A 20,651-nucleotide genomic window follows, 5' to 3' on the forward strand; every position below is an offset into this window, starting at 1 on the left:
CATCTTTAATATGGGGCTATAGCTCAGCTGGGAGAGCACCTGCCTTGCACGCAGGGGGTCAGCGGTTCAATCCCGCTTAGCTCCACCAATTAAATTAATAGTTATCTTTTTCTTTTCTAAGTTTAATGAATAAATTAAAATAATATGATTCTAGATGTATATCTTGATTTAATGTTAATTTTAAAAAAATATTAATTTTTTTTTCTATTTTTAGAGTACTAGGTAAACTAATTAATAATTGTTTTTTTTTATTGATTAGGTAATAAAATTCAGTTAGTTCTTTTTCTTTAGGGAAAACTGATATTGCAAACTTAATGTTTTGTTTAGTATATTCATGAGAACAACATATTAATGTAGATTCAGGAAGTAATGAAATTTTTTTTAATGATTTAAACATCATGTAGTAATAATTATTATTTACTTTCCCACATCCTCCAGAAAACAAAGTATCACCACAAAAAAAATATGGTTTAATATAGTAAGAAAGATGATCTAAAGTATGTCCAGGAGTATGCATAACAATACATTTATTTTGTAACAAATTAATACTTTCCCCTCCTATTAAAATATTGTTCACTCCATATTTTATACAATCTATAGGTCCATACACTTTTATTTTTGGAAAATTCTGTATTAATTTTTGAATACCAGATACATGATCAATATGGTTATGAGTAATTAAAATAATTTTTGGTATTAATTTAAATTTATTTATAACTTTAAATATTGGTGTAAATTCTCCTGGATCTACTATTATACAGCATTTTTCTGAATTTCTTAATATCCATACATAATTATCTTGTAAGATAGGTATAACAGTTAAATATAACATATATTAAATTCCACTCGTAATTTGAAATAATTATTTATTTTTTTAATTTATTACAATGGGCTAAAAGATTATTACATTTTAAAAATTATATAGTTTTATATTTTTTTGTATTAATATATCCATAATCTATAAATAATGGTTTTTTAGCTGATTTTTTTGCTAGTAAATCACATTTTTCATTTTCTAAGTGTCCATTATGACTATTAACCCATATCCATTGTACAAAATGAAATTTTAATATTTTATTTAAATTAATCCATAAATCTATATTTTTAATTGTTTTGTTTTTAACTGTTTTCCAGTTTTTTTTTTTCCAATTATCTAACCAAATAGAAACTCCTTTCTTTACATACTGACTGTCAGTAATAATTGTAATAGAACAAGATTCTTTGATTTGCTCTATTCCTTTAATAACTCCCATTAATTCCATTCTATTATTAGTGGTTAAGTAAAATCCAGAACTAAAAGTTTTTTCATAATTCTTATATCTAATTAGGATTCCATATCCTCCTGGACCTGGATTTCCTAAACATGATCCATCTGTAAACATTGTAATTGATTTTAACATATATAGTAGTATTGATTTTTTATTAAATTATATATAATCTCTATAAGATTATATTTTTAATTTTATATTTCAAGTATTCATCATGAATTTATTTTGTAATAGGAAAATTGTATTAGATACTGAAACTACAGGTATTAATGTTTCTGGTATACCGTATATAGGACACAAAATTATTGAAATAGGTGCTGTAGAAATTTTAAATAGAAAATTAACAGGTATTAATTTTCATGTATATCTTCAACCTAATCGAAAAATAGATAAATCAGCTTTTTTAATTCATGGTATCACCGATAATTTTTTATTAGATAAACCAAAATTTATTAATATTGCACATAAATTTTTCAATTTCATTAAAGGAAGTGAATTAATTATTCATAATGCAAGTTTTGATGTTGGTTTTATTGATTATGAATTTAATAATTTAAATATGAATTTTCCTAAAATAAAAGATATATGTAATATTACTGATACTTTATCAATAGCAAGAAAAATTTTTCCAGGAAAAAAAAATAATTTAAATGCATTATGTAAACGTTATAATATTCCAATTAATAGAGTAACACATAATGCAATGTTAGATGCTCAAATTTTATCTAAAGTATATTTATTAATGACTATTGATCAAAATATGATACAATTTTCTGATCATTTAAATAATGATAATATTACATATAGTGATATTACTAAAACTAAATGTGATTTATCGTTATTAAAATTAGCGAGTAAAAGTGAATGTATTTTACATGAAAAATATTTAACAAATATGAAAAATCAATTTGGTAAATGTATTTGGAAAGAAAAAATAAACTAGTTACAGAATAGAGATTGACTTGCATAAAAAAAAATGTATAATTTTAATTTAATCATATTAAAAGTTTATTTATATAGGTGCGGTAGTTCAGATTGGTAGAATACTGGCCTGTCACGCCAGGGGTCGCGGGTTCGATCCCCGTCCGCACCGAATATTTAAATGATATAATCATATTTATCATTTAAATTTTATGTATATAAAAAAACTATATTTTTATACAGTTATTGTATAAAATAAACAAATAAATTTCTTAAAGAATAACATTTTTATTTTTAAATTGATTTTTAAAAATATTTAATATATGAATATATTTTATAGATCAAAGTATTTGTAAAAATAATATTTTTTTATGATAATTAAATAGTTAATTTGACAATGATATGATTTTAGGATTAATTTAATGACTAATAAATACATTGTTACTTGGGATATGTTGCATATTCATACTAAAGAATTAGCTAAAAAATTAATGAATTTTAAACAATGGAATCGAATTATTGCAGTTAGTAGAGGAGGTCTGGTCCCTGCATCTATTTTGTCTAGAGAATTAGGGATACGTTATGTAGATACTATATGTATTTCTAGCTATGATTTTAATATTATGCGAGATATTCAAATAATAAAGAAAGCAAAAGGAAATTGTAGCAAAACAATTATTATTGATGATTTGGTAGATACTGGTGGTACTGCTTCTATTATTCGTAAAATTTATCCTAATTCTTATTTTGTCACAATTTTTGCTAAACCACAAGCTCGTTCATTGGTTGATAGATACATCATAGATGTACCACAAAAAATATGGATTGAATTACCATGGGATATGTCTATTTCTTATATTGATCCAATGATTAAGTAAATTAAAAATAATATTTTAATTGATGTAATTATTAAAAGATATTTTCTTGAAAAAATATTATAGGAGTAACGTTATGATTGATAATACTGATGAAGAATTAAAAAATAATAATAATGTAGATGAAAAAAATATTCTTACAGACGATAATAAAAAAATTAATCAAACAATTGATAATATTGATTTAAAAAAGGAATTAAAAACACTTCAAGATATATTTGTTAATCATAAGTCTTTATTAGAAAAAGAAATTTCAACTGTAAGAAATAGAATTGATCGAGATGTAAAAAATATTTATAAATTTTCTTTAGAAAAAATTATTATTTCTTTACTTCCAGTAATAGATAGTTTAGAGTGTGCTTTTAAATTATTTGATAATGAATATACAAAACATATTAGTACTATTATTGAATCAATATTAAATGATTTTTTATTTTTATTGAAAGAGTATAATGTAAAAATTATCAATGAAACGAATGTTGTTTTTAATCCAGAAATTCATCAAGCAATGTCTTTAGTAATGGATCCTAATATCAAAGACAATCATGTAGTTTCTACTATACAAAAAGGATATTTATTACATAATCGTTTATTGAGACCAGCAATGGTAATAGTATCTAAATGTTAATAATTTATTAAAATATAAAAAACAAAAAAAAAATTAATTGTAATAAATTATTTTTTATTTTTGTAAGATAGAATTTTTTTTCTTCTTAAATCCATGGGATTAAAATTCAATTTTCTATAAATTTCAATTCTATCATTATTTTTTAATACATAATTTAAATTTACTATTTTTCCATAAATTCCAATTGGATTGGATAAAATACTTTTTTTTATTTTAGTAAAGATATTTGATTGTATCATAGCATATTCAACAGTAGAACCTTCTTTTAATGTTAAATTTTCTATGAATTGTTCTTCAGGTAAGGCATACACTATAGTAATATTTATGTAATTCATAATAAACCATATATTATATCTAATTTTTTATATTTTATAGATTTTTTTAATTCTTTTAAATAATTATTTATATAATATATATTAAGAAAAATTAATTAAAATTATATGATTTCAAAAAAAAATAAAAATAGTAATATTATTTCAAATGTTGTTTCTAATAAAAAAGCATATTTAGATTTTTTTATAGAAAAAATATTTGAAGCAGGTTTAATACTGCAATCATGGGAAGTGAAAAGTTTACGATTGGGAATAGTTGATATTAGTACTTCATATGTTAGTATTAATAAAGGAGAAGCATTTTTATATGGTGTATGTTTTAAAAAATTAATTACAGTGATAAAAAATGTAGAAAATAAACATAATTGTAACGCTTGTAAATTATTATTAAATAAACATGAAATTCAATTTTTAGAAAATAAAATTTCCAAAAAAGGGTATACAATTATACCATTATCTATTTTTTTAAAAAAATCCTGGTTTAAATTAAAATTAGGATTAGCAATAGGAAAAAAAAATAAAGATAAAAGATTATGTATAAAAAAACGTGATTGGATCATAGAAAAAAACAGAATTATTAAAAATAGCATGAAAAATAATTAATTATATTATAATTTTTAAAATTATATTTAATTGATATATATAATATATGAACAAAAAAAATGATGAATATTGGATGAATCAAGCAATACAATTAGCCTATTTATCTGAAATTGTAGGTGAAATTCCTATAGGTTCTATTTTAATTTTAAATAATAAAATTATCGGTTGTGGTAGAAATAATTCAATTAGTAAAAATGATCCAACAGGACATGCTGAAATTATAGCATTGCGTCAAGGTGGAAAATTTTTAAATAATTATCGTTTACTAAATACAACTTTATATGTAACTTTAGAACCTTGTTTAATGTGTTTTAGTGCTATATTTTTAAGTCGTATATCAAATTTAGTATATGGTGCTCATGACAATAGTAATAATAAATGTTGCTTTAAACAACATTTATTAAAGCATATTTTTGTAAATAGTAGTTTAAAAATTAAATCAGGAATATTAGAATTAAAATGTTCTACAATGATAAAAAAATTTTTTCATAAAAAAAGAAAGAAAAATTTATTAAATCAATTATAAAAAAATATATTTATTTTTCAATTATAACTATTGCACATGTATATAATTTTTCATTTGATAAAGAAACATGGATTGACTTTAAATTATTATGTATAAATAATTGCAGTGATAACTTTAATAAATTTATTTCTGGTTTTCCTAATTCGTTATGTATTAATTCAATTTGATTAAAGCAAATTCCATGTCTTATACCGGTTCCAAATGCTTTTACGGTTGCTTCTTTTACCGCAAATCTATTCGATAAAAATGCAATTTTATTTTTTTTTTTAATTAACTCTTTAAATTCGTTTATAGATAAAATCCTTTGAGCAAATTTATATTTAAATTTTTTAAATATTTTTTCTATTCGAATAAAAGATACAGTATCAATACCAATTCCAAATATATTCATAAAATTATATTTATTTTTTTAAATTGTACTTAATTTTATTTTTTTTTAATCAAATTTGATTTATTATTAAAAATAATTAAATTTCAATAATTAAATATATTAAATTATGAATTAAAATATATTTTATTATAATAATATTTAATTTGTATTAAATTAAATTTTTTTATTTTTTTTTAGTAATAACCCAAATAGTAATAAAAACAGTTTTAAGAATTTTTTTTTCTATATTTTTTCTTGCTAATGTACTTATATGTTTAATTTTTTCTCCTTTTTCCCCAATTATAATTTTCTTTTGTCTATAGTTATTGACCATTAATAATACTTTTATACTACAATTTCTATTGCTACTAATATTAATTGATTCAACTTTAATATCAATTATATATGGAATTTCTTTATGAAAATAATAAATAATTTTTTCTCTTATAATTTCTGTTATAGTAAAATTTAATGAATTAGTAGTATTAATATTATTAGAATATTCATGTCTAGATTGTGGTAATAACGTTTTAATTTCTTTAATTAAATTTGTTATATTATGTTTTTTTTTTGCTGAAATAGGAATAATACAATTTAAATTATTATTTTTTTTATGTAATAATTGTATAAAAGGTAATAATAATTTTTTATTATTAATTAAATCAATTTTGTTAATTACAACAATAATAGATTTATTTATTTTTGTTATTAATTGTAATATTTTTTCATCAGTGATGTTAAAATGTATTTGATTGATCATAAAAACAATTACATTTGCATTTGCAATTGTTTTTTTTATATATTGATTTATATTATTAATTGAAAAATATATATTTTTTTTATTATATATTCCTGGAGTATCAATATAAATTAATTGGAAATTATTTTCAGTTTGAATACCAATTACTTGTGTTTGCGTAGTATTTGTTTTATGAGATACAATAGAAATTTTATCTCCTATAATTTGATTTAATAAAGTAGATTTACCTACATTACTTTTCCCTAATAATACAATTTTACCACAAAATTTATTATTATTATTATGTTTCACTCTAACCCCAATTTTATTAATGCATGTTGAGCTGCACTTTGTTCTGCTTTTCTACGACTAGATCCTATACCAACTAAATGTTCATGTACACCAGTAATAATACAATGAATAGTAAATATTTGATCGTGTGCTTCTCCGTATACTTTCATAACTATATAAGAAGGTAATGGCAATCGTTTTGATTGTAAATATTCTTGTAATCTAGTTTTTGGATCTTTTTGTGTATCACCAGGACTAATTTTTTTTAGTCTTTTTTTATACCATTTTAATATTAATGATTCAATTGTTTTAATATTACTATCTAAAAATATTCCTCCTATAATTGCTTCTATCGTATTGGCTAAAATAGATTCTCTACATTCACCTCCACTTTTTATTTCTCCTTGTCCTAATTGTAAACATTCTCCTAAATCAAATTCATATGCTAATTCTGCCAGTGTATTACCACGTACTAAAGTAGCTCTCATTCTACTCATATCTCCTTCATTTACATATGGAAAATCGTGATATAGAGCATTAGCAATTACAAAACTTAAGATAGAATCTCCTAAAAATTCAAGACGTTCATTATGTTTACTATTTGCACTTCGATGTGTCAACGCTTGTTTTAAAATTTCTTTTTGTATAAAAGTATAACCTATTACTTTTTGTAGTCTGTCTATTATGATATGATCCATGATGTACCAATATAAATTTTTGAATTTGATTTAATATAATAAATTATCGTGATTTTAAGAAAGATAAATACTTTATATTAATAATTTTAAATTCACTATATAAAGTTACTGTTTAATTAATAGTTCCTATTCTAAATAGACGAAATGTAATAGGAAACCAATACTTTATGTTTTTGATGCTCATCCAAATATAAGTAGCTTGACCTACTAAATTTTTTTCTGGAACATATCCCCAATATCGACTATCAAAACTATTATCTCTATTATCTCCCATTACAAAATACTTTTTTTTAGGAACAATCCATATTTTATTATAATTAATATTTTTTTTATTAGTGTGATGAACATTAAATAAATTTTGTAAGAGAATAATTTTATATTTTTTATTTTCAATTTTTTCTTCAAGTAATTTTAGAGAAAAAAAATGTTTGAAGATATGTTTTTTAATTTGATTATAAGCATAAAAATTATTATATTCTTCTTTATATGTATTATTTATATAATTATTATTGTAAGGAAGTGTTTTTTGAACAACATGAATTATTTTACAGGATATTGATGAATTACACATTGGTATAATTACTATTTTTTTATTAATGATATTATAAATGATAGTATCACCTGGTATACCAATTACTCTTTTAATATAATTTATATTTGTTTGAATAGGATGTCTGAAAACGATAACATCTCCTCTATTAGGTAAACTAGTTTTAATAATATTAGTATGAAAAATTGGATCTCGAATTCCATAAGCAAATTTTTTAACTAATATAAAATCTCCTATTAATAAATTAGGAACCATCGAACTTGAAGGTATTCTGAAAGATTCATAAATAAACGAACGTATAATAAAAACTATAATTAATATAGGTAGTATAGATAGTATTTTTTTTTGCCATTTATTTTGAACATGATTTTTATTAATTTTATGTTGAATGAAATTAATAAAATATATAAATAATAAAATTAATATACTTATGAATAATATTATTGAAATCATGTTTTCCATTATTTTTAATCCTTTGATTTATTAGACTTAATAAGTTTTTAAAAGAGATAAAAATGTTTCTTTTGGAATTTGAATATTTCCAATTTTTTTCATTTTCTTTTTCCCATCTTTTTGTTTTTGTAATAATTTTTTTTTACGAGAAATATCACCACCATAACATTTTGCTAATACATTTTTTCTAAGTTGTTTAATGGTAGAACGAGCAATGATGTTATTTCCAATTGTTGCTTGAATAGCAATATTAAATTGATGTCTAGGAATAATTTTTTTTATTTTTTCTACAATTAATTTTCCATAAAATTGTGATTTAGTTCGATGTATAATGATGGATAAAGAATCTATTTTTTCATTATTAATTACAATATCTAAGCAAATTAAATCAGATTTTTTAAAATATTTAAAATGATAGTCCAAAGATGCATAACCGCTGGATATAGATTTTAGATGATCAAAAAAATTTAGAATAATTTCTGACATAGGGATTTCATAAGTAATAGAAATTTGATAATGATGGTAAATCATATTTATTTGAATTCCACGCTTTTCTTCGCATAGTTTTATAACATTTCCTAAATATTTAGAAGGAACTAATATATTACATTCAGCAATTGGTTCTCTTATTTCTTTAATTGTATGTATGTTAGGCAAGTTAGAAGGTGTATTAAAATATAATATTTTCTTATTAATTAGTTCTACTTCATAGATTACACTAGGTGTGGTTGAAATTAAATCAAGATTATATTCTCGTTCTAATCTAGCTTGAATAATTTCCATATGTAATAATCCTAAAAATCCACATCTAAATCCAAATCCTAAAGCAGAAGAATTTTCTGGTTCATAAAATAAAGATGCATCATTTAATTTCAATTTTCCTAATGCATCTCTAAAATTTGTATATTGATTAGAATTAATAGGAAATAATCCAGCATAAATTTGTGGTTTAATTTTTTTAAATCCTGGTAGTTTGTGAGATGATGGATTGTTAAATGCAGTTAAAGTATCTCCTACTGGTATAGCTGTAATATTTTTAATACCGCAAGCAATCCAACCAACTTCACCAGATTGTAAAGTGTTTTGTATAATTCTTTTAGGAGTAAAAATTCCAATTTTATTAATATAATAGTTTTTTTTTGTACTCATTATTTGAATTTGATCACCTTGCTTGAGTATTCCATTTTTAACTCTTACTAAAGACATTACACCTAAATAGTTGTCAAACCAAGAATCAATAACTAATACTTGTAATTGTGCATTATTATCACCAGTTGGGGATGGAATATCAGTAATAATTTGTTCTAATACATTAATAATTCCATATCCTGTTTTTGCTGAACAACGAACAGCATGATGAAAAGGAATTTTTATAATTTCTTTAATAGATTGTTCAACTTGATCAGGATTAGCAGTAGGTAAGTCAATTTTATTTAATATAGGTATGATTTTCAAATTCATTTTCATTGCTGTATAACAATTAGATAAAGTTTGAGCTTCTATTCCTTGAGTAGAATCTATAACTAGTAAAGCTCCTTCACATGCAGATAATGATCGCGATACTTCATATGAAAAATTTACGTGTCCAGGTGTATCTATGAAATTTAAATGAAATATTTTTCCATTTTTAGAAGAATAATTAATTTTAACACTTTGCGCTTTAATTGTAATCCCTCTTTCTCGTTCTAAATCCATAGAATCTAATACTTGTGAAGACATTTCTCTTTGTGATAATCCTCCGCATATTTGAATAAAACGATCAGCTAATGTAGATTTTCCATGATCAATATGTGCAATAATAGAAAAATTTCTTATGTTTTTCATGTTACAATTTTAACCAAAATAATGTGACGGTATTGTATCTATAAAAATATAGATCATATCTTTTATAGATAAGTTTAATTTAATAATTAAAATAGCAAAAAAAAAAATGATTATTTTTGTAAATGTAATTATATTATCTAATATGCATTTTATTAATTAAAATTGTTTGTAATATACATATATTAAATATAATAATTTAATCAACATATATTTTATAAAAAATTTATTATGGGATGTTTATTTTTAAATATATTTATAATTGATATTAATAATAGTTATATCTAATATATTATAAATATTGACATATCATATCAATAATAAATTTAATGATGAAAATATAATTTTTATTATATTGTATTATTTTTTAAAATTAACAAAGTATTAGAATCGATGTTTATAAAAAATATTATTTTTTGAATTTTAATTATACTAGATGTGAAAATATAAAATTAATTATGCATAATATTTTCTAGTATAACAAATACTACCGTTGTTAAATTTAATCATAAAATAATTTAATTATCAAGAATAAGTATTGTAAGATCTATATGTATTTTGTTAAAATAACATTTTGAATTTAAATAATAAAAATATTCATTTTAATTAATTTTTATATTAAATATAATTGTTTATTGTAGTGAACAATAGTAGGTAATCAAAATAAAGTTATATGATAATAAATAAAGGTAATAAAGTTATCGTAGCTATGTCTGGAGGTGTTGATTCTTCTGTTTCTGCTTGGTTATTAAAAAAACAAAATTATCAAGTAGAGGGTTTATTTATGAAGAATTGGGAAGAAGATGATAATAAACAATATTGTTCTTCTAAAAAAGATTTAGATGATGCTAAAAATGTTTGTAATCAATTAGGATTGCATTTGCATACTATTAATTTTTCAATTGAATATTGGAAAAAAGTATTTTTAAATTTTTTAAATGAATATAAAAAAGGCAATACACCTAATCCAGATATTTTATGTAATAAAGAAATTAAATTTAAATTATTCTTAAATTTTGCTATTACTAACTTAGGTGGAAATTATATAGCTACTGGTCATTATGTACGTAAAAAAAAAATAAATAATCAAGTAGTATTATTAAGGGCGTTCGATAAAAATAAAGATCAAAGCTATTTTTTATATACTTTAAATCAATATCAAATCAAAAAAACATTATTTCCTATAGGAGAATTAACTAAACAAGAAGTCCGAAGAATAGCTTATAATATTAATATTCAAGTGGCTAATAAAAAAGATTCTACAGGAATTTGTTTTGTACAACCTAAAAATTTTACAAATTTTTTACATCGTTATTTTCCTATTATTCCAGGTAAAATAGTTACTATAGAAAAAGAAGTGATAGGTGAACATATAGGATTAACATATTATACATTAGGACAACGTAAAGGATTAAATATAGGTGGAATTAAAGAAAAAAAATCATTACCTTGGTATGTTGCAGAAAAAAATATTAGTTTAAATTTATTAATAGTAGTACAAGGTAGAAATAATCCATATTTAATGTCTATTGGTTTAATAGTAAAAAATATTCATTGGATTAATAAATATGATCTTTTAACAAAAGATATTAAATGTAGTGTACAAATTCGACATTTGCAGAAATCGGTCACTTGCAAAGTTAGTATAATTAATAATAAATGTGTTAAAGTTTTTTTATATTATCCTATGTTTGCAGTTACTCCTGGTCAATCTGCAGTTTTTTATTTAGATGAAAGATGTTTAGGAGGAGGTGTTATAAAATCAAGATTTCCATTATTATCATGTAAAATGTAATTATTAAATAATTTTAATATATGTGTTTTATTTGAGGTATATTAGTTAATATTTCTTTTTATATCAATTAATATTTTGTATTAAATGTCATGATATTTTTAATTTAATTAACATATTTTATAAAAATTTCATTTTATTAATACTTTATATAAATTTATTAGTAATAGAAAAAATTTTTATTAATTGTATTAATATAATTGTATCTATTTTATCAATAGATATAGTTTTTATTATTTTTTTTTTAATTATAATTATAAATAATATAAAATACAATTTCATAATTAATTATGATGATAATAATTAAAGAAATCATTTTTAATTATTATGATTTTAAAAATGGGACTGGTTTTTATGAATTTATTTTCTTTAACTGCTATTTCACCAATTGATGGTCGTTATTTTAATAAAACATTAGATTTAAGGAAATTATTTAGTGAATATGGATTATTAAAATTTCGTTTAAAAATAGAAATTTTATGGTTAAAAAAATTATCAACTTTGCCAAAAATATTAGAATTATCTAATTTTAATTTAGATTTAAATAAATTTTTAATTGATCTTGAAGAAAAATTTAATGAGAATGATGCTTATGAAATTAAACTATTAGAAAAAAAAAATAATCATGATGTAAAATCTATTGAATATTTTTTAAAGGACAAAATTAAAAAAAAATTTAATTCAGATATTAATTTAGAATTTATTCATTTTGCCTGTACTTCCGAAGACATCAATAATTTAGCATATGCATTAACATTAAAATATGTTAGGAAAAATATATTAATTCCAATATGGAAAAAACTGATAAATAAAATAAAATTAATGGTGATAAAATATAAAAATGTTCCAATGTTAACTCGTACACATGGCCAAATAGCTACTCCTTCAACCATGGGAAAAGAAATAGCGAATTTTTTATATAGAATGGAACGTCAACTAAAAATATTACAAAAAATAGAAATTTTAGGAAAAATTAATGGTACTATCGGAAATTATAATGCTCATTATGTTGCTTATCCAAATATTAATTGGCATGAAGTTAGTAAAAATTTTATAACAGAGTTAGGATTAATTTGGAATCCATTAACTACTCAAATTGAACCACATGATTATATTTCAGAATTATTAGATTGTATTATTAGATTTAATAATATTTTGTTAGATTTTAATCGAGATATGTGGGGTTATCTTTCAATAAATTATTTTATACAAAAAATCAATTTAGATGAAGTTGGTTCTTCAATTATGCCACATAAAGTTAATCCAATAGATTTTGAGAATTCTGAAGGAAATTTAGGATTATCTAACGCTATTATGCAACATATATCAAATAAATTATTAATTTCTAGATGGCAGAGAGATTTAAGTGATTCTACAGTTTTAAGAAATATAGGACTATCTATTTCATATTCAATAATTTCGTATAAATCTACTATATTAGGAATAAGTAAATTAGATATTAATACTACAATTCTATTAGAAGAGTTAGATAAACATTGGGAAGTATTAGCAGAACCAATACAAACAGTAATGAGAAAATATAATATTCATAATTCATATGAAATATTAAAAACATTTACTAGAGGAAAAATTATTAATAAAGAATTAATTCATAATTTTATTAATCAATTATCTATCCCTCCTATAGAAAAAGAAAAATTACTGTTATTAACTCCTTTTAACTATATTGGTTATGCCGTAAATATTATTGATGAAGTAATATAAAAATTTATATATATATATTAATAATTTATTTAAAAAAAAACTATTTTATATATGTAATTTAATTATGCATATATTCATATTTTTTTCTATTTATTTTATACATATATATATTAATAATATTTATTATTAGTATTAAATAATTTATTTTTTTTTATATTAATTTTGTATTTTTATTTTTTTTTATAAATTATATTTTAATAGTATTTAATTTTTTAATTTATAAATTTATAATTTCTTAATACTTTTAGAAATAACAATTCTTTATTACTTTATTTTCTTAAATTAATATATATAGTTAGTAATATAAAATTATTAATTTATATATTATTTATAATTAATGAAATAATTAATTTAATTAAAATAATTTAATTAAATTTATAATAATTTACATTATATCATATTATAATTTATATGAAATATTAAAATACCACATTAATATATACAATTGGGTAATAAATATGAAATTACTTGCTGGAAAAAAAATTTTAATTACAGGTGTATCTAATAAATTTTCTATTGCTTTTGGAATTGCAGAATCTATGTATCAACATGGAGCTGAATTAGCTTTTACATATTTCAATGAACGTTTAAAAAAAAGAATACAATCCTTTGCTAAATTTTTTAATTCTCATATATGTTTACCCTGTGATGTAACGCATGATTCAAATATTACAAAACTTTTTTTACAGTTATCAAAATATTGGAAAACATTTGATGGATTTGTGCATTGCATTGCGTTTGCTAAAAGTGAACAATTTAAAGATGATTATCTTAAATCCATTTCTAAAGACGATTTTCAGGAAGTACATAATATAGCTTCGTATAGTTTTGTTTCTATGGCTCAAAAAAGTAAAAATATGTTGAATAAAAATGCATCATTATTAACACTTTCTTATTTAGGAGCTTTACGTGTAGTTCCTTATTATAATATTATGGGTGTAGCTAAAGCATCATTAGAGTCTAATGTACGATATATAGCTTATTCTATGGGTAAGCAAGAAATTAGAGTAAATGCAATCTCTTCAGGACCTGTTAAGACTTCTTCTTCACATGTAATTAAAAATTTTCATCAAATATTAAAAAAATACTGTAAGAATTCTCCTATTAGACAACCTATAACTATTCAAAATATTGGAAATACAGCTGTCTTTTTGTGTTCTAATTTATCGATAGGAATTACTGGACAAATAATTTATGTTGATAATGGATTTAATATTACAGCGATATAATTATGTCTTTTGTATTACTATAAATTTATTAATTAATTAGAATTTAATAAAATATTTATTTTATGATATATATATATCATTATTAATAGAATTTAAATTCTTTGTTTTTCCCATTAATTGAATTTGTATTAATTTCAAATTTAATAAATTTATTGAATGTATTATTTATTTTTATAATAATATATGTTTTATTTTTTGTGTTTAATTTTACTTTATATTTTAGGTATTATACTCATGTTTCAAGATAATCCATTACTGGTACAATTAAAAAAAAAATTGCATTCTAAAACTCCTCGTGTTGAAGGAATTATTAAAAGTTCAGAAAAAGGATTTGGTTTTCTAGAAGTAGATTCTCAAAATAGTTATTTTATTCCACCACAAAATATGAAAAAAGTTATGCATGGTGATAAAGTTATAGCATTATTAAAAGTAGAACAAAACAGGGATATAGTTGAGCCAGAAAAATTAATTGATCCATTTTTAAAAAAATTTGTAGGAAAAATAAAAAGAAAAGAAAATCAATTGTTTATTGTTCCTGACTATCCATTATTTAAATATTTAATAAAATGTTCAAAAAGATCTAATTTATTACATAATTTTAAACATGGTGATTGGGCTGTAGCTAAATTAATTCAACATAAATTGAAAGGTGATCAATTTTTTTTTGCAGAATTAATTGATTTTATTACTACAGAACAGGATAATTTATATCCTTGGTTAGTAACTTTATCTGCTTATAATTTAGAAAAAAAAGCTCCATTAATACTTCAAAATCAAGAAATTATATTTAATAAAATAAGTTTAAGAAAAGACTTAACACATTTAGATTTTATTACAATTGATAGTATTCAAACTCAAGATATTGATGATGCTATTTATATTGAAAAAACAGGAACAGAAGAATTAACAATTATAGTTGCTATTGCTGATCCTAGTTCATATATCATGCACAATAGCCGATTGGATTGTATTGCTAGAGAAAGAAGTTTTACAAATTATTTACCAGGTTTAACAATACCTATGTTACCTGATGAACTATCAGAAAATTTATGTTCATTATTACCTAATTCAATTCGTCCTGCTGTATTATGTCAATTTAATGTTTCTTGTTCTGGAACTATTATAGATGATAGTATTTCATTTTTTTTAGGATGGATAAAATCCAAAGCTAAATTAGTTTATGAAGAAGTTTCTGATTGGTTAGAAAAATTAGGAACGTGGAAACCTTTTTCTCAATCTATTTCAAATCAAATTAATTTACTTCACGAATTATGTATGATTAGAACTTCATGGAGAAAAAATAATGCTGTAATATTTAAAGAAAAACCTGAATATAAATTTTGTTTTAATGAAAATTATTCTGTTGTAAATATATTAATTGAAAATAGACGAATTGCGAATCGAATGATTGAAGAAGCTATGATTGCTGCTAATATATGTGCAGCTAAGTTTTTAAATAAACATTTGGGTTATGGAATATATAATATACATAAAGGTTTTATAGATTTAATTCATGCTGAACATGCAGTTTCTATTTTATCTAAATTTAATATTGAGTGTAATGCAAAAGAAATTATGACTTTATCAGGATTTTGTGCAATGCATAGAAAATTAGATATTTTATCTAATTCTTATTTAGATATGAGGATACGTAAATTACAATCTTTTGGAGAAATAAATATATGTTCTTATCCTCATTTTTCTTTAGGTTTAGAACAGTATGCTACTTGGACATCTCCAATAAGAAAATATAGTGATATTATTAATCATCGTTTGTTAAAATCTATTATTCAGGGTGAAAAAAGTATAAAATTAGAGAATGATATTTTAATTAATATTAATGATAAAAAGAGAAAATATCGTTTAGCTCAAAGAAATATTGAAGATTGGTTATATTCATTATATCTTAATAAGAATAATTGTAATACCACACAGTTTTCTGCAGAAATTATAGATGTATTTAAAAGTGGAATTAGAGCTAAATTATTAATTAATGGTGCAAATGTATTTATACCGGCTTATTTATTACATGTAGTAAAAGAAGAATTATTTCTTGATAAAGAAAATGGTTTAATATATATAAAAAATATTGTAATTTATAAAATTACTGATGTAATAGAAGTGAATTTAGTAGATATTAAAATATCGAATAGAAATATTATAGCAAAATTGATAACATATAATTAGTTTAACTATATTTTATATATAAAAATATATAATTTATATACATATAAATAATTTTATAATTTTATAAAATTTATTTTGAAATATTTTTTCATAGTATTGATATTGATATATTATAATTATGATTAATATAATATTTATTTAATTTTTTTATATAATCTGTAATAGATCTGCAATACTATAAATTATGAGGTATGATATGCATGTTTTATTTCCTGATTTTTTTTCTTATATAAAATTTTTTATTAATTTATTTGCACTAGTTAATCCTATTGGTATGATTCCGATTTTTATGAGTATGACAAATAATCAAACAATATTGGAAAGAAATAAAACAAATTTTAAGGCTAATTTGTCTGCTGCTATTATTTTATGCATTACATTGTTTATAGGAGATAGTATTTTAAATATTTTTGGTATTTCTATTAGTTCATTCAGAATAGCTGGAGGAATATTAATTATTTTAATTGCTATGTCTATGGTTAGTGGAAAAATTATTGAAGAAAGTGAACAGAATAAAAAATCAATAAATAATATTAAATCTATAAATAAAGATATTTCTATAGTACCATTAGCTATTCCTTTAATAGCAGGTCCAGGTGCTATTAGTTCTACTATTGTATGGAGTAACTATTATTCAAATTGGATTAGTTTATTTTTATGTTGTTTATTGATTTTCTTTTTTTCTTTTTTTTGTTGGATATTATTTAAGACTGGTCCTTGTTTAGTACAGTTTTTAGGAAAAACTGGAATTAATGTTTTAACTAGAATTATGGGTTTATTACTTATGTCTTTAGGTATAGAGTTTATAACTATAAGTATGAAATCAATATTACATCATTTTTGATTACCTTTATAATATGTAATTAATTTTGCAATGTAATAAATATCACAATCATATTATTAATAATTAATATTTATTAATAATTTGTAATTTAATTACATAAAATTAAATAATTATTAAATATATTTCGTACAAAGATGACTTTAATATGAATCTATATACAAAAAAATTAATTATTAGGGATTTTGGTTTATGTCAGTGGAAATCAAGCTTTAATGCAATGCATGAATTTATAAATAATTGTAACAGTACAAGTATTGATGAAATTTGGTTACTAGAACATTATTCTGTTTTTACTGAAGGTCAAATAAAAATTAAAGAAAATATAATTAATTTAAATGGTATACCTATTGAGTATAGTGATAGAGGTGGAAAAATTACATATCATGGTCCAGGACAGCAAATAATATATGTATTAATAAATTTAAAAAAAAGAAAGATGTATCCTCGTTATTTTATAAGATTGTTGGAACAAATTGTTATTAATACATTGCAATATTTTTCAATTATAGGATACAGAATTAATAATTCTCCTGGGATATATATAAATAATAGTAAAGTATGTTCTATTGGATTACGAATTAAAAATGGATATTCCTTACATGGTTTATCATTAAATGTTGATATGGATTTATCTCCATTTAGTTATATATATCCTTGCGGTAATAAAACTATGAAAATGACTATGATGGCAAAACATCATTCTAATATTACTTTACATCAAGTAAAATCAGTATTATTACAGCAATTATATTTTTTTTTTGTAGTTAGTTTTACTTTGTTTTATAAATGTATATTATTTATTTCAAATTTAATTTATCATCAAATTATTATTTAAAATGGAAGACAAAATTGACAAAAATAACCAATAAACAATTACTATGTTCTAGTAATCCACAATATATTAAATCTAAAAGTATTTCTACTAAAAATATTTCTACTAAAAATATTCCTATTAATCATAATATATTAAAAAAACCGAATTGGATTAAAGTTAAATTTCCAATGGATTCTATTCGAATTCAGAAAATGAAATCTATTTTAAGAACAAATAAATTACATTCTGTATGTGAAGAAGCACGTTGTCCTAATTTATTTGAATGTTTTAATAAAGGTACGGTTACGTTTATGATTTTGGGAACTATTTGTACTCGATCTTGTCCATTTTGTGCAGTACAACATGGAAGACCTATGTTAATAGATCCTGATGAAGCCATTAATTTGGCTAAGACCATAAAAAAAATGAAAATAAATCATGTAGTATTAACTTCAGTAGTAAGGGACGACTTACGTGATGGTGGATCTAATCATTTTGTCAATTGTATTCAAACAATTAGAAGTCAATCTAATGTTAAAATTGAAATTTTAGTTCCAGATTTTAGAAATTGTAGAGAACAAGCGTTAAAAAAAATGGAACAATCATTACCAGATATATTTAATCATAATGTAGAAAATGTTCCAAGATTATATAAAACAATTAGACCAGGTGCTAATTATAAATTATCTTTAAAATTATTATCAGAATTTAAAAATTTATATCCTGATGTTCCTACTAAATCTGGATTAATGTTAGGTTTAGGAGAAACTAATAAAGAGATCATTCAAGTTATGAAAGATTTACATTCTAATGGAGTAGACATGTTGACTATAGGGCAATATTTACAACCTAGTACATTGCATTTACCTGTAGTACGATATGTAACATTATTAGAATTTCATGAATTAAAAAAAACAGCTTTATCAATTGGATTCTCTAGTGTATTTTGTGGACCTTTAGTACGATCTTCATATCATGCTTATGAACAAATTCAGATATATAAAAATAAATAATGATTTTACAATAAATATTTATTCAGAATTAAAAATGTATTTTTACATTATAACGTTAATTAATATATATATATATATTTTAAGAGGTTCATCTTGTTATTATTAAATCAAGTTAAAAAAACAAAAATTATAGTAGCATTAGATTATCCTACTATGAGTTCTGCTATGAAATTAGTACATATGTTGGATCCATCTATTTTTTATTTAAAAATAGGTAAAGCCATGTTTACTAGATTTGGTGTACAGTTAATTAGAGATTTACATAAACTAAAATTTAAAATTTTTCTTGATTTAAAGTTCCATGATATTCCTAATACAGTATTTTATTCAGTAAAGGCAGCAGCAGATCTTGGGATATGGATGTTAAGTATTCATATTTTAGGTGGAGTAAATATGTTAAAATCTGCTAAATTAGCGTTGAAAAATTTTTCAGATACTGCACCAATTTTAATTGGTGTAACAGTATTAACTAGTTTGAATCAAAATGATTTAAAAGCAATAGGAATTATTCATTCTTTACGAAAACAAGTTTTTTTATTATCTAATTTAGCTAAACAATGTTGTTTAGATGGAGTTGTATGTCCTGGATCAGAAGCATTAAATATAAAGAAAAAATTTGGAAGTGATTTTAAAATTGTTACTCCAGGAGTACGATTGTCAAAATCTTCTATACATGTACATGATCAAAATCAAATTATTACACCTGATCTTGCTAAAAAATTTGCAATAGATTATATAGTTGTTGGTAGACCAATTACTTTATCTAACAATCCTATCTTAGTTTTAAATAATTTTTATTCAATGTTGTAATTGATATATATAAAATTATGATAGCAATAACTTTATTTATAATTGTGTTATTATTAATATTAATCATATATAATTTCAATTAATTAATTATTTAATACTTAATTTATTATTGATGATAAAAATATAATAGTATGTATCCAAATATAATTTAGTATTATTAAT

General features: G+C 21.3%; 21 protein-coding genes and 2 tRNA genes. 15 read left to right on the forward strand and 8 right to left on the reverse strand.

Annotated elements, in window-relative coordinates; all coding sequences use genetic code 11:
* The first annotated feature begins 12 nt into the window (after positions 1–12).
* A tRNA-Ala gene (locus tag AB4W75_RS01100) sits at positions 13–88 on the forward strand.
* Positions 89–94: 6 nt separating this feature from the next.
* Here the strand turns inward: AB4W75_RS01100 and gloB are convergent.
* Complete coding sequence (gloB, locus tag AB4W75_RS01105) at positions 95–832, reverse strand: hydroxyacylglutathione hydrolase (protein WP_367679618.1); 738 nt, start codon at positions 830–832, stop codon at positions 95–97.
* An 85-nt stretch (positions 833–917) separates the two neighbouring features.
* Positions 918–1,400 carry a ribonuclease HI gene (gene rnhA / locus AB4W75_RS01110; RefSeq protein WP_367679619.1) on the reverse strand — a complete coding sequence of 161 codons (483 nt, stop codon included), beginning with the start codon at positions 1,398–1,400 and terminating at the stop codon, positions 918–920.
* 82 nt (positions 1,401–1,482) lie between these two features.
* Between rnhA and dnaQ the strand changes: the two genes are divergently transcribed.
* From dnaQ to AB4W75_RS01130, 4 genes are all read left to right on the forward strand, one after another.
* Positions 1,483–2,211, forward strand: a complete 729-nt coding sequence (dnaQ, locus tag AB4W75_RS01115; protein WP_367679620.1) for a DNA polymerase III subunit epsilon — start codon at positions 1,483–1,485, stop codon at positions 2,209–2,211.
* A 76-nt stretch (positions 2,212–2,287) separates the two neighbouring features.
* Positions 2,288–2,361, forward strand: a tRNA-Asp gene (locus tag AB4W75_RS01120).
* Positions 2,362–2,611: 250 nt separating this feature from the next.
* A complete protein-coding gene (gene gpt, locus AB4W75_RS01125; RefSeq protein ID WP_367679621.1) occupies positions 2,612–3,067 on the forward strand; it encodes a xanthine phosphoribosyltransferase in 456 nt (151 codons plus the stop codon).
* A gap of 73 nt (positions 3,068–3,140) precedes the next feature.
* On the forward strand, positions 3,141–3,692 hold the full coding sequence (locus AB4W75_RS01130) for a nucleotide exchange factor GrpE (protein WP_367679622.1): 552 nt from the start codon (positions 3,141–3,143) through the stop codon (positions 3,690–3,692).
* Between the two features lie 47 nt (positions 3,693–3,739).
* Here the strand turns inward: AB4W75_RS01130 and AB4W75_RS01135 are convergent, their stop codons facing one another.
* Complete coding sequence (locus tag AB4W75_RS01135) at positions 3,740–4,027, reverse strand: RnfH family protein (protein ID WP_367679623.1); 288 nt, start codon at positions 4,025–4,027, stop codon at positions 3,740–3,742.
* Between the two features lie 105 nt (positions 4,028–4,132).
* Between AB4W75_RS01135 and smpB the strand changes: the two genes are divergently transcribed.
* Together smpB and tadA are read left to right on the forward strand one after the other, a co-directional pair.
* Complete coding sequence (smpB, locus tag AB4W75_RS01140) at positions 4,133–4,627, forward strand: SsrA-binding protein SmpB (protein ID WP_367679624.1); 495 nt, start codon at positions 4,133–4,135, stop codon at positions 4,625–4,627.
* 46 nt (positions 4,628–4,673) lie between these two features.
* A complete protein-coding gene (gene tadA, locus AB4W75_RS01145; protein WP_367679625.1) occupies positions 4,674–5,153 on the forward strand; it encodes a tRNA adenosine(34) deaminase TadA in 480 nt (159 codons plus the stop codon).
* 10 nt (positions 5,154–5,163) lie between these two features.
* Here tadA and acpS read toward each other — a convergent pair whose 3' ends face one another.
* The 5 genes from acpS to lepA form a co-directional block, all read right to left on the reverse strand.
* On the reverse strand, positions 5,164–5,544 hold the full coding sequence (gene acpS / locus AB4W75_RS01150) for a holo-ACP synthase (protein WP_367679626.1): 381 nt from the start codon (positions 5,542–5,544) through the stop codon (positions 5,164–5,166).
* Between the two features lie 163 nt (positions 5,545–5,707).
* Positions 5,708–6,574, reverse strand: a complete 867-nt coding sequence (gene era / locus AB4W75_RS01155; RefSeq protein ID WP_367679627.1) for a GTPase Era — start codon at positions 6,572–6,574, stop codon at positions 5,708–5,710.
* Positions 6,571–7,251, reverse strand: a complete 681-nt coding sequence (rnc, locus tag AB4W75_RS01160; protein ID WP_367679628.1) for a ribonuclease III — start codon at positions 7,249–7,251, stop codon at positions 6,571–6,573. Before rnc ends, era begins: the two co-directional genes overlap by 4 nt.
* Before the next feature lie 112 nt (positions 7,252–7,363).
* Positions 7,364–8,263 carry a signal peptidase I gene (gene lepB, locus AB4W75_RS01165; protein ID WP_367679629.1) on the reverse strand — a complete coding sequence of 300 codons (900 nt, stop codon included), beginning with the start codon at positions 8,261–8,263 and terminating at the stop codon, positions 7,364–7,366.
* A 27-nt stretch (positions 8,264–8,290) separates the two neighbouring features.
* Positions 8,291–10,078: a translation elongation factor 4 gene (gene lepA / locus AB4W75_RS01170; protein ID WP_367679630.1), complete on the reverse strand. Its 1,788-nt coding sequence runs from the start codon at positions 10,076–10,078 to the stop codon at positions 8,291–8,293.
* Positions 10,079–10,748: 670 nt separating this feature from the next.
* Between lepA and mnmA the strand changes: the two genes are divergently transcribed.
* The 8 genes from mnmA to pyrF all read left to right on the forward strand — a co-directional run bounded on the left by mnmA (position 10,749) and on the right by pyrF (position 20,489).
* Positions 10,749–11,870 (forward strand): tRNA 2-thiouridine(34) synthase MnmA, encoded by a 1,122-nt coding sequence (gene mnmA / locus AB4W75_RS01175; RefSeq protein WP_367679631.1) that lies wholly within the window; start codon positions 10,749–10,751, stop codon positions 11,868–11,870.
* A 351-nt stretch (positions 11,871–12,221) separates the two neighbouring features.
* Positions 12,222–13,592, forward strand: coding sequence for an adenylosuccinate lyase (gene purB, locus AB4W75_RS01180; protein ID WP_367679632.1), 1,371 nt, complete (start codon positions 12,222–12,224; stop codon positions 13,590–13,592).
* A 458-nt stretch (positions 13,593–14,050) separates the two neighbouring features.
* On the forward strand, positions 14,051–14,821 hold the full coding sequence (locus AB4W75_RS01185) for an enoyl-ACP reductase (protein ID WP_367679633.1): 771 nt from the start codon (positions 14,051–14,053) through the stop codon (positions 14,819–14,821).
* Between the two features lie 234 nt (positions 14,822–15,055).
* Positions 15,056–17,008: an exoribonuclease II gene (locus tag AB4W75_RS01190; RefSeq protein WP_367679634.1), complete on the forward strand. Its 1,953-nt coding sequence runs from the start codon at positions 15,056–15,058 to the stop codon at positions 17,006–17,008.
* Between the two features lie 196 nt (positions 17,009–17,204).
* Positions 17,205–17,852 carry a YchE family NAAT transporter gene (locus AB4W75_RS01195; RefSeq protein WP_367679635.1) on the forward strand — a complete coding sequence of 216 codons (648 nt, stop codon included), beginning with the start codon at positions 17,205–17,207 and terminating at the stop codon, positions 17,850–17,852.
* Between the two features lie 145 nt (positions 17,853–17,997).
* Positions 17,998–18,687, forward strand: a complete 690-nt coding sequence (gene lipB, locus AB4W75_RS01200; protein ID WP_367679636.1) for a lipoyl(octanoyl) transferase LipB — start codon at positions 17,998–18,000, stop codon at positions 18,685–18,687.
* An 80-nt stretch (positions 18,688–18,767) separates the two neighbouring features.
* Positions 18,768–19,679: a lipoyl synthase gene (gene lipA / locus AB4W75_RS01205; protein ID WP_367679670.1), complete on the forward strand. Its 912-nt coding sequence runs from the start codon at positions 18,768–18,770 to the stop codon at positions 19,677–19,679.
* A gap of 93 nt (positions 19,680–19,772) precedes the next feature.
* The gene (gene pyrF / locus AB4W75_RS01210) at positions 19,773–20,489 is read left to right on the forward strand and encodes an orotidine-5'-phosphate decarboxylase (RefSeq protein ID WP_367679637.1); all 717 of its coding nucleotides are present in this window, start codon (positions 19,773–19,775) and stop codon (positions 20,487–20,489) included.
* Positions 20,490–20,651 lie beyond the last annotated feature (162 nt).

The sequence above is a fragment of the Buchnera aphidicola (Eriosoma lanigerum) genome, assembly GCF_964059125.1.
Lineage (GTDB): Bacteria > Pseudomonadota > Gammaproteobacteria > Enterobacterales > Enterobacteriaceae > Buchnera_D > Buchnera_D aphidicola_C.

Coding starts and splice junctions, on each gene's coding strand:
- gloB (WP_367679618.1), bottom strand. CDS start 832: ATGTTATATTTAACTGTTATACCTATCTTACAAGATAATTATGTATGG.
- rnhA (WP_367679619.1), bottom strand. CDS start 1,400: ATGTTAAAATCAATTACAATGTTTACAGATGGATCATGTTTAGGAAAT.
- dnaQ (WP_367679620.1), top strand. CDS start 1,483: ATGAATTTATTTTGTAATAGGAAAATTGTATTAGATACTGAAACTACA.
- gpt (WP_367679621.1), top strand. CDS start 2,612: ATGACTAATAAATACATTGTTACTTGGGATATGTTGCATATTCATACT.
- AB4W75_RS01130 (WP_367679622.1), top strand. CDS start 3,141: ATGATTGATAATACTGATGAAGAATTAAAAAATAATAATAATGTAGAT.
- AB4W75_RS01135 (WP_367679623.1), bottom strand. CDS start 4,027: ATGAATTACATAAATATTACTATAGTGTATGCCTTACCTGAAGAACAA.
- smpB (WP_367679624.1), top strand. CDS start 4,133: ATGATTTCAAAAAAAAATAAAAATAGTAATATTATTTCAAATGTTGTT.
- tadA (WP_367679625.1), top strand. CDS start 4,674: ATGAACAAAAAAAATGATGAATATTGGATGAATCAAGCAATACAATTA.
- acpS (WP_367679626.1), bottom strand. CDS start 5,544: ATGAATATATTTGGAATTGGTATTGATACTGTATCTTTTATTCGAATA.
- rnc (WP_367679628.1), bottom strand. CDS start 7,251: ATGGATCATATCATAATAGACAGACTACAAAAAGTAATAGGTTATACT.
- lepB (WP_367679629.1), bottom strand. CDS start 8,263: ATGGAAAACATGATTTCAATAATATTATTCATAAGTATATTAATTTTA.
- lepA (WP_367679630.1), bottom strand. CDS start 10,078: ATGAAAAACATAAGAAATTTTTCTATTATTGCACATATTGATCATGGA.
- mnmA (WP_367679631.1), top strand. CDS start 10,749: ATGATAATAAATAAAGGTAATAAAGTTATCGTAGCTATGTCTGGAGGT.
- purB (WP_367679632.1), top strand. CDS start 12,222: ATGAATTTATTTTCTTTAACTGCTATTTCACCAATTGATGGTCGTTAT.
- AB4W75_RS01185 (WP_367679633.1), top strand. CDS start 14,051: ATGAAATTACTTGCTGGAAAAAAAATTTTAATTACAGGTGTATCTAAT.
- AB4W75_RS01190 (WP_367679634.1), top strand. CDS start 15,056: ATGTTTCAAGATAATCCATTACTGGTACAATTAAAAAAAAAATTGCAT.
- AB4W75_RS01195 (WP_367679635.1), top strand. CDS start 17,205: ATGCATGTTTTATTTCCTGATTTTTTTTCTTATATAAAATTTTTTATT.
- lipB (WP_367679636.1), top strand. CDS start 17,998: ATGAATCTATATACAAAAAAATTAATTATTAGGGATTTTGGTTTATGT.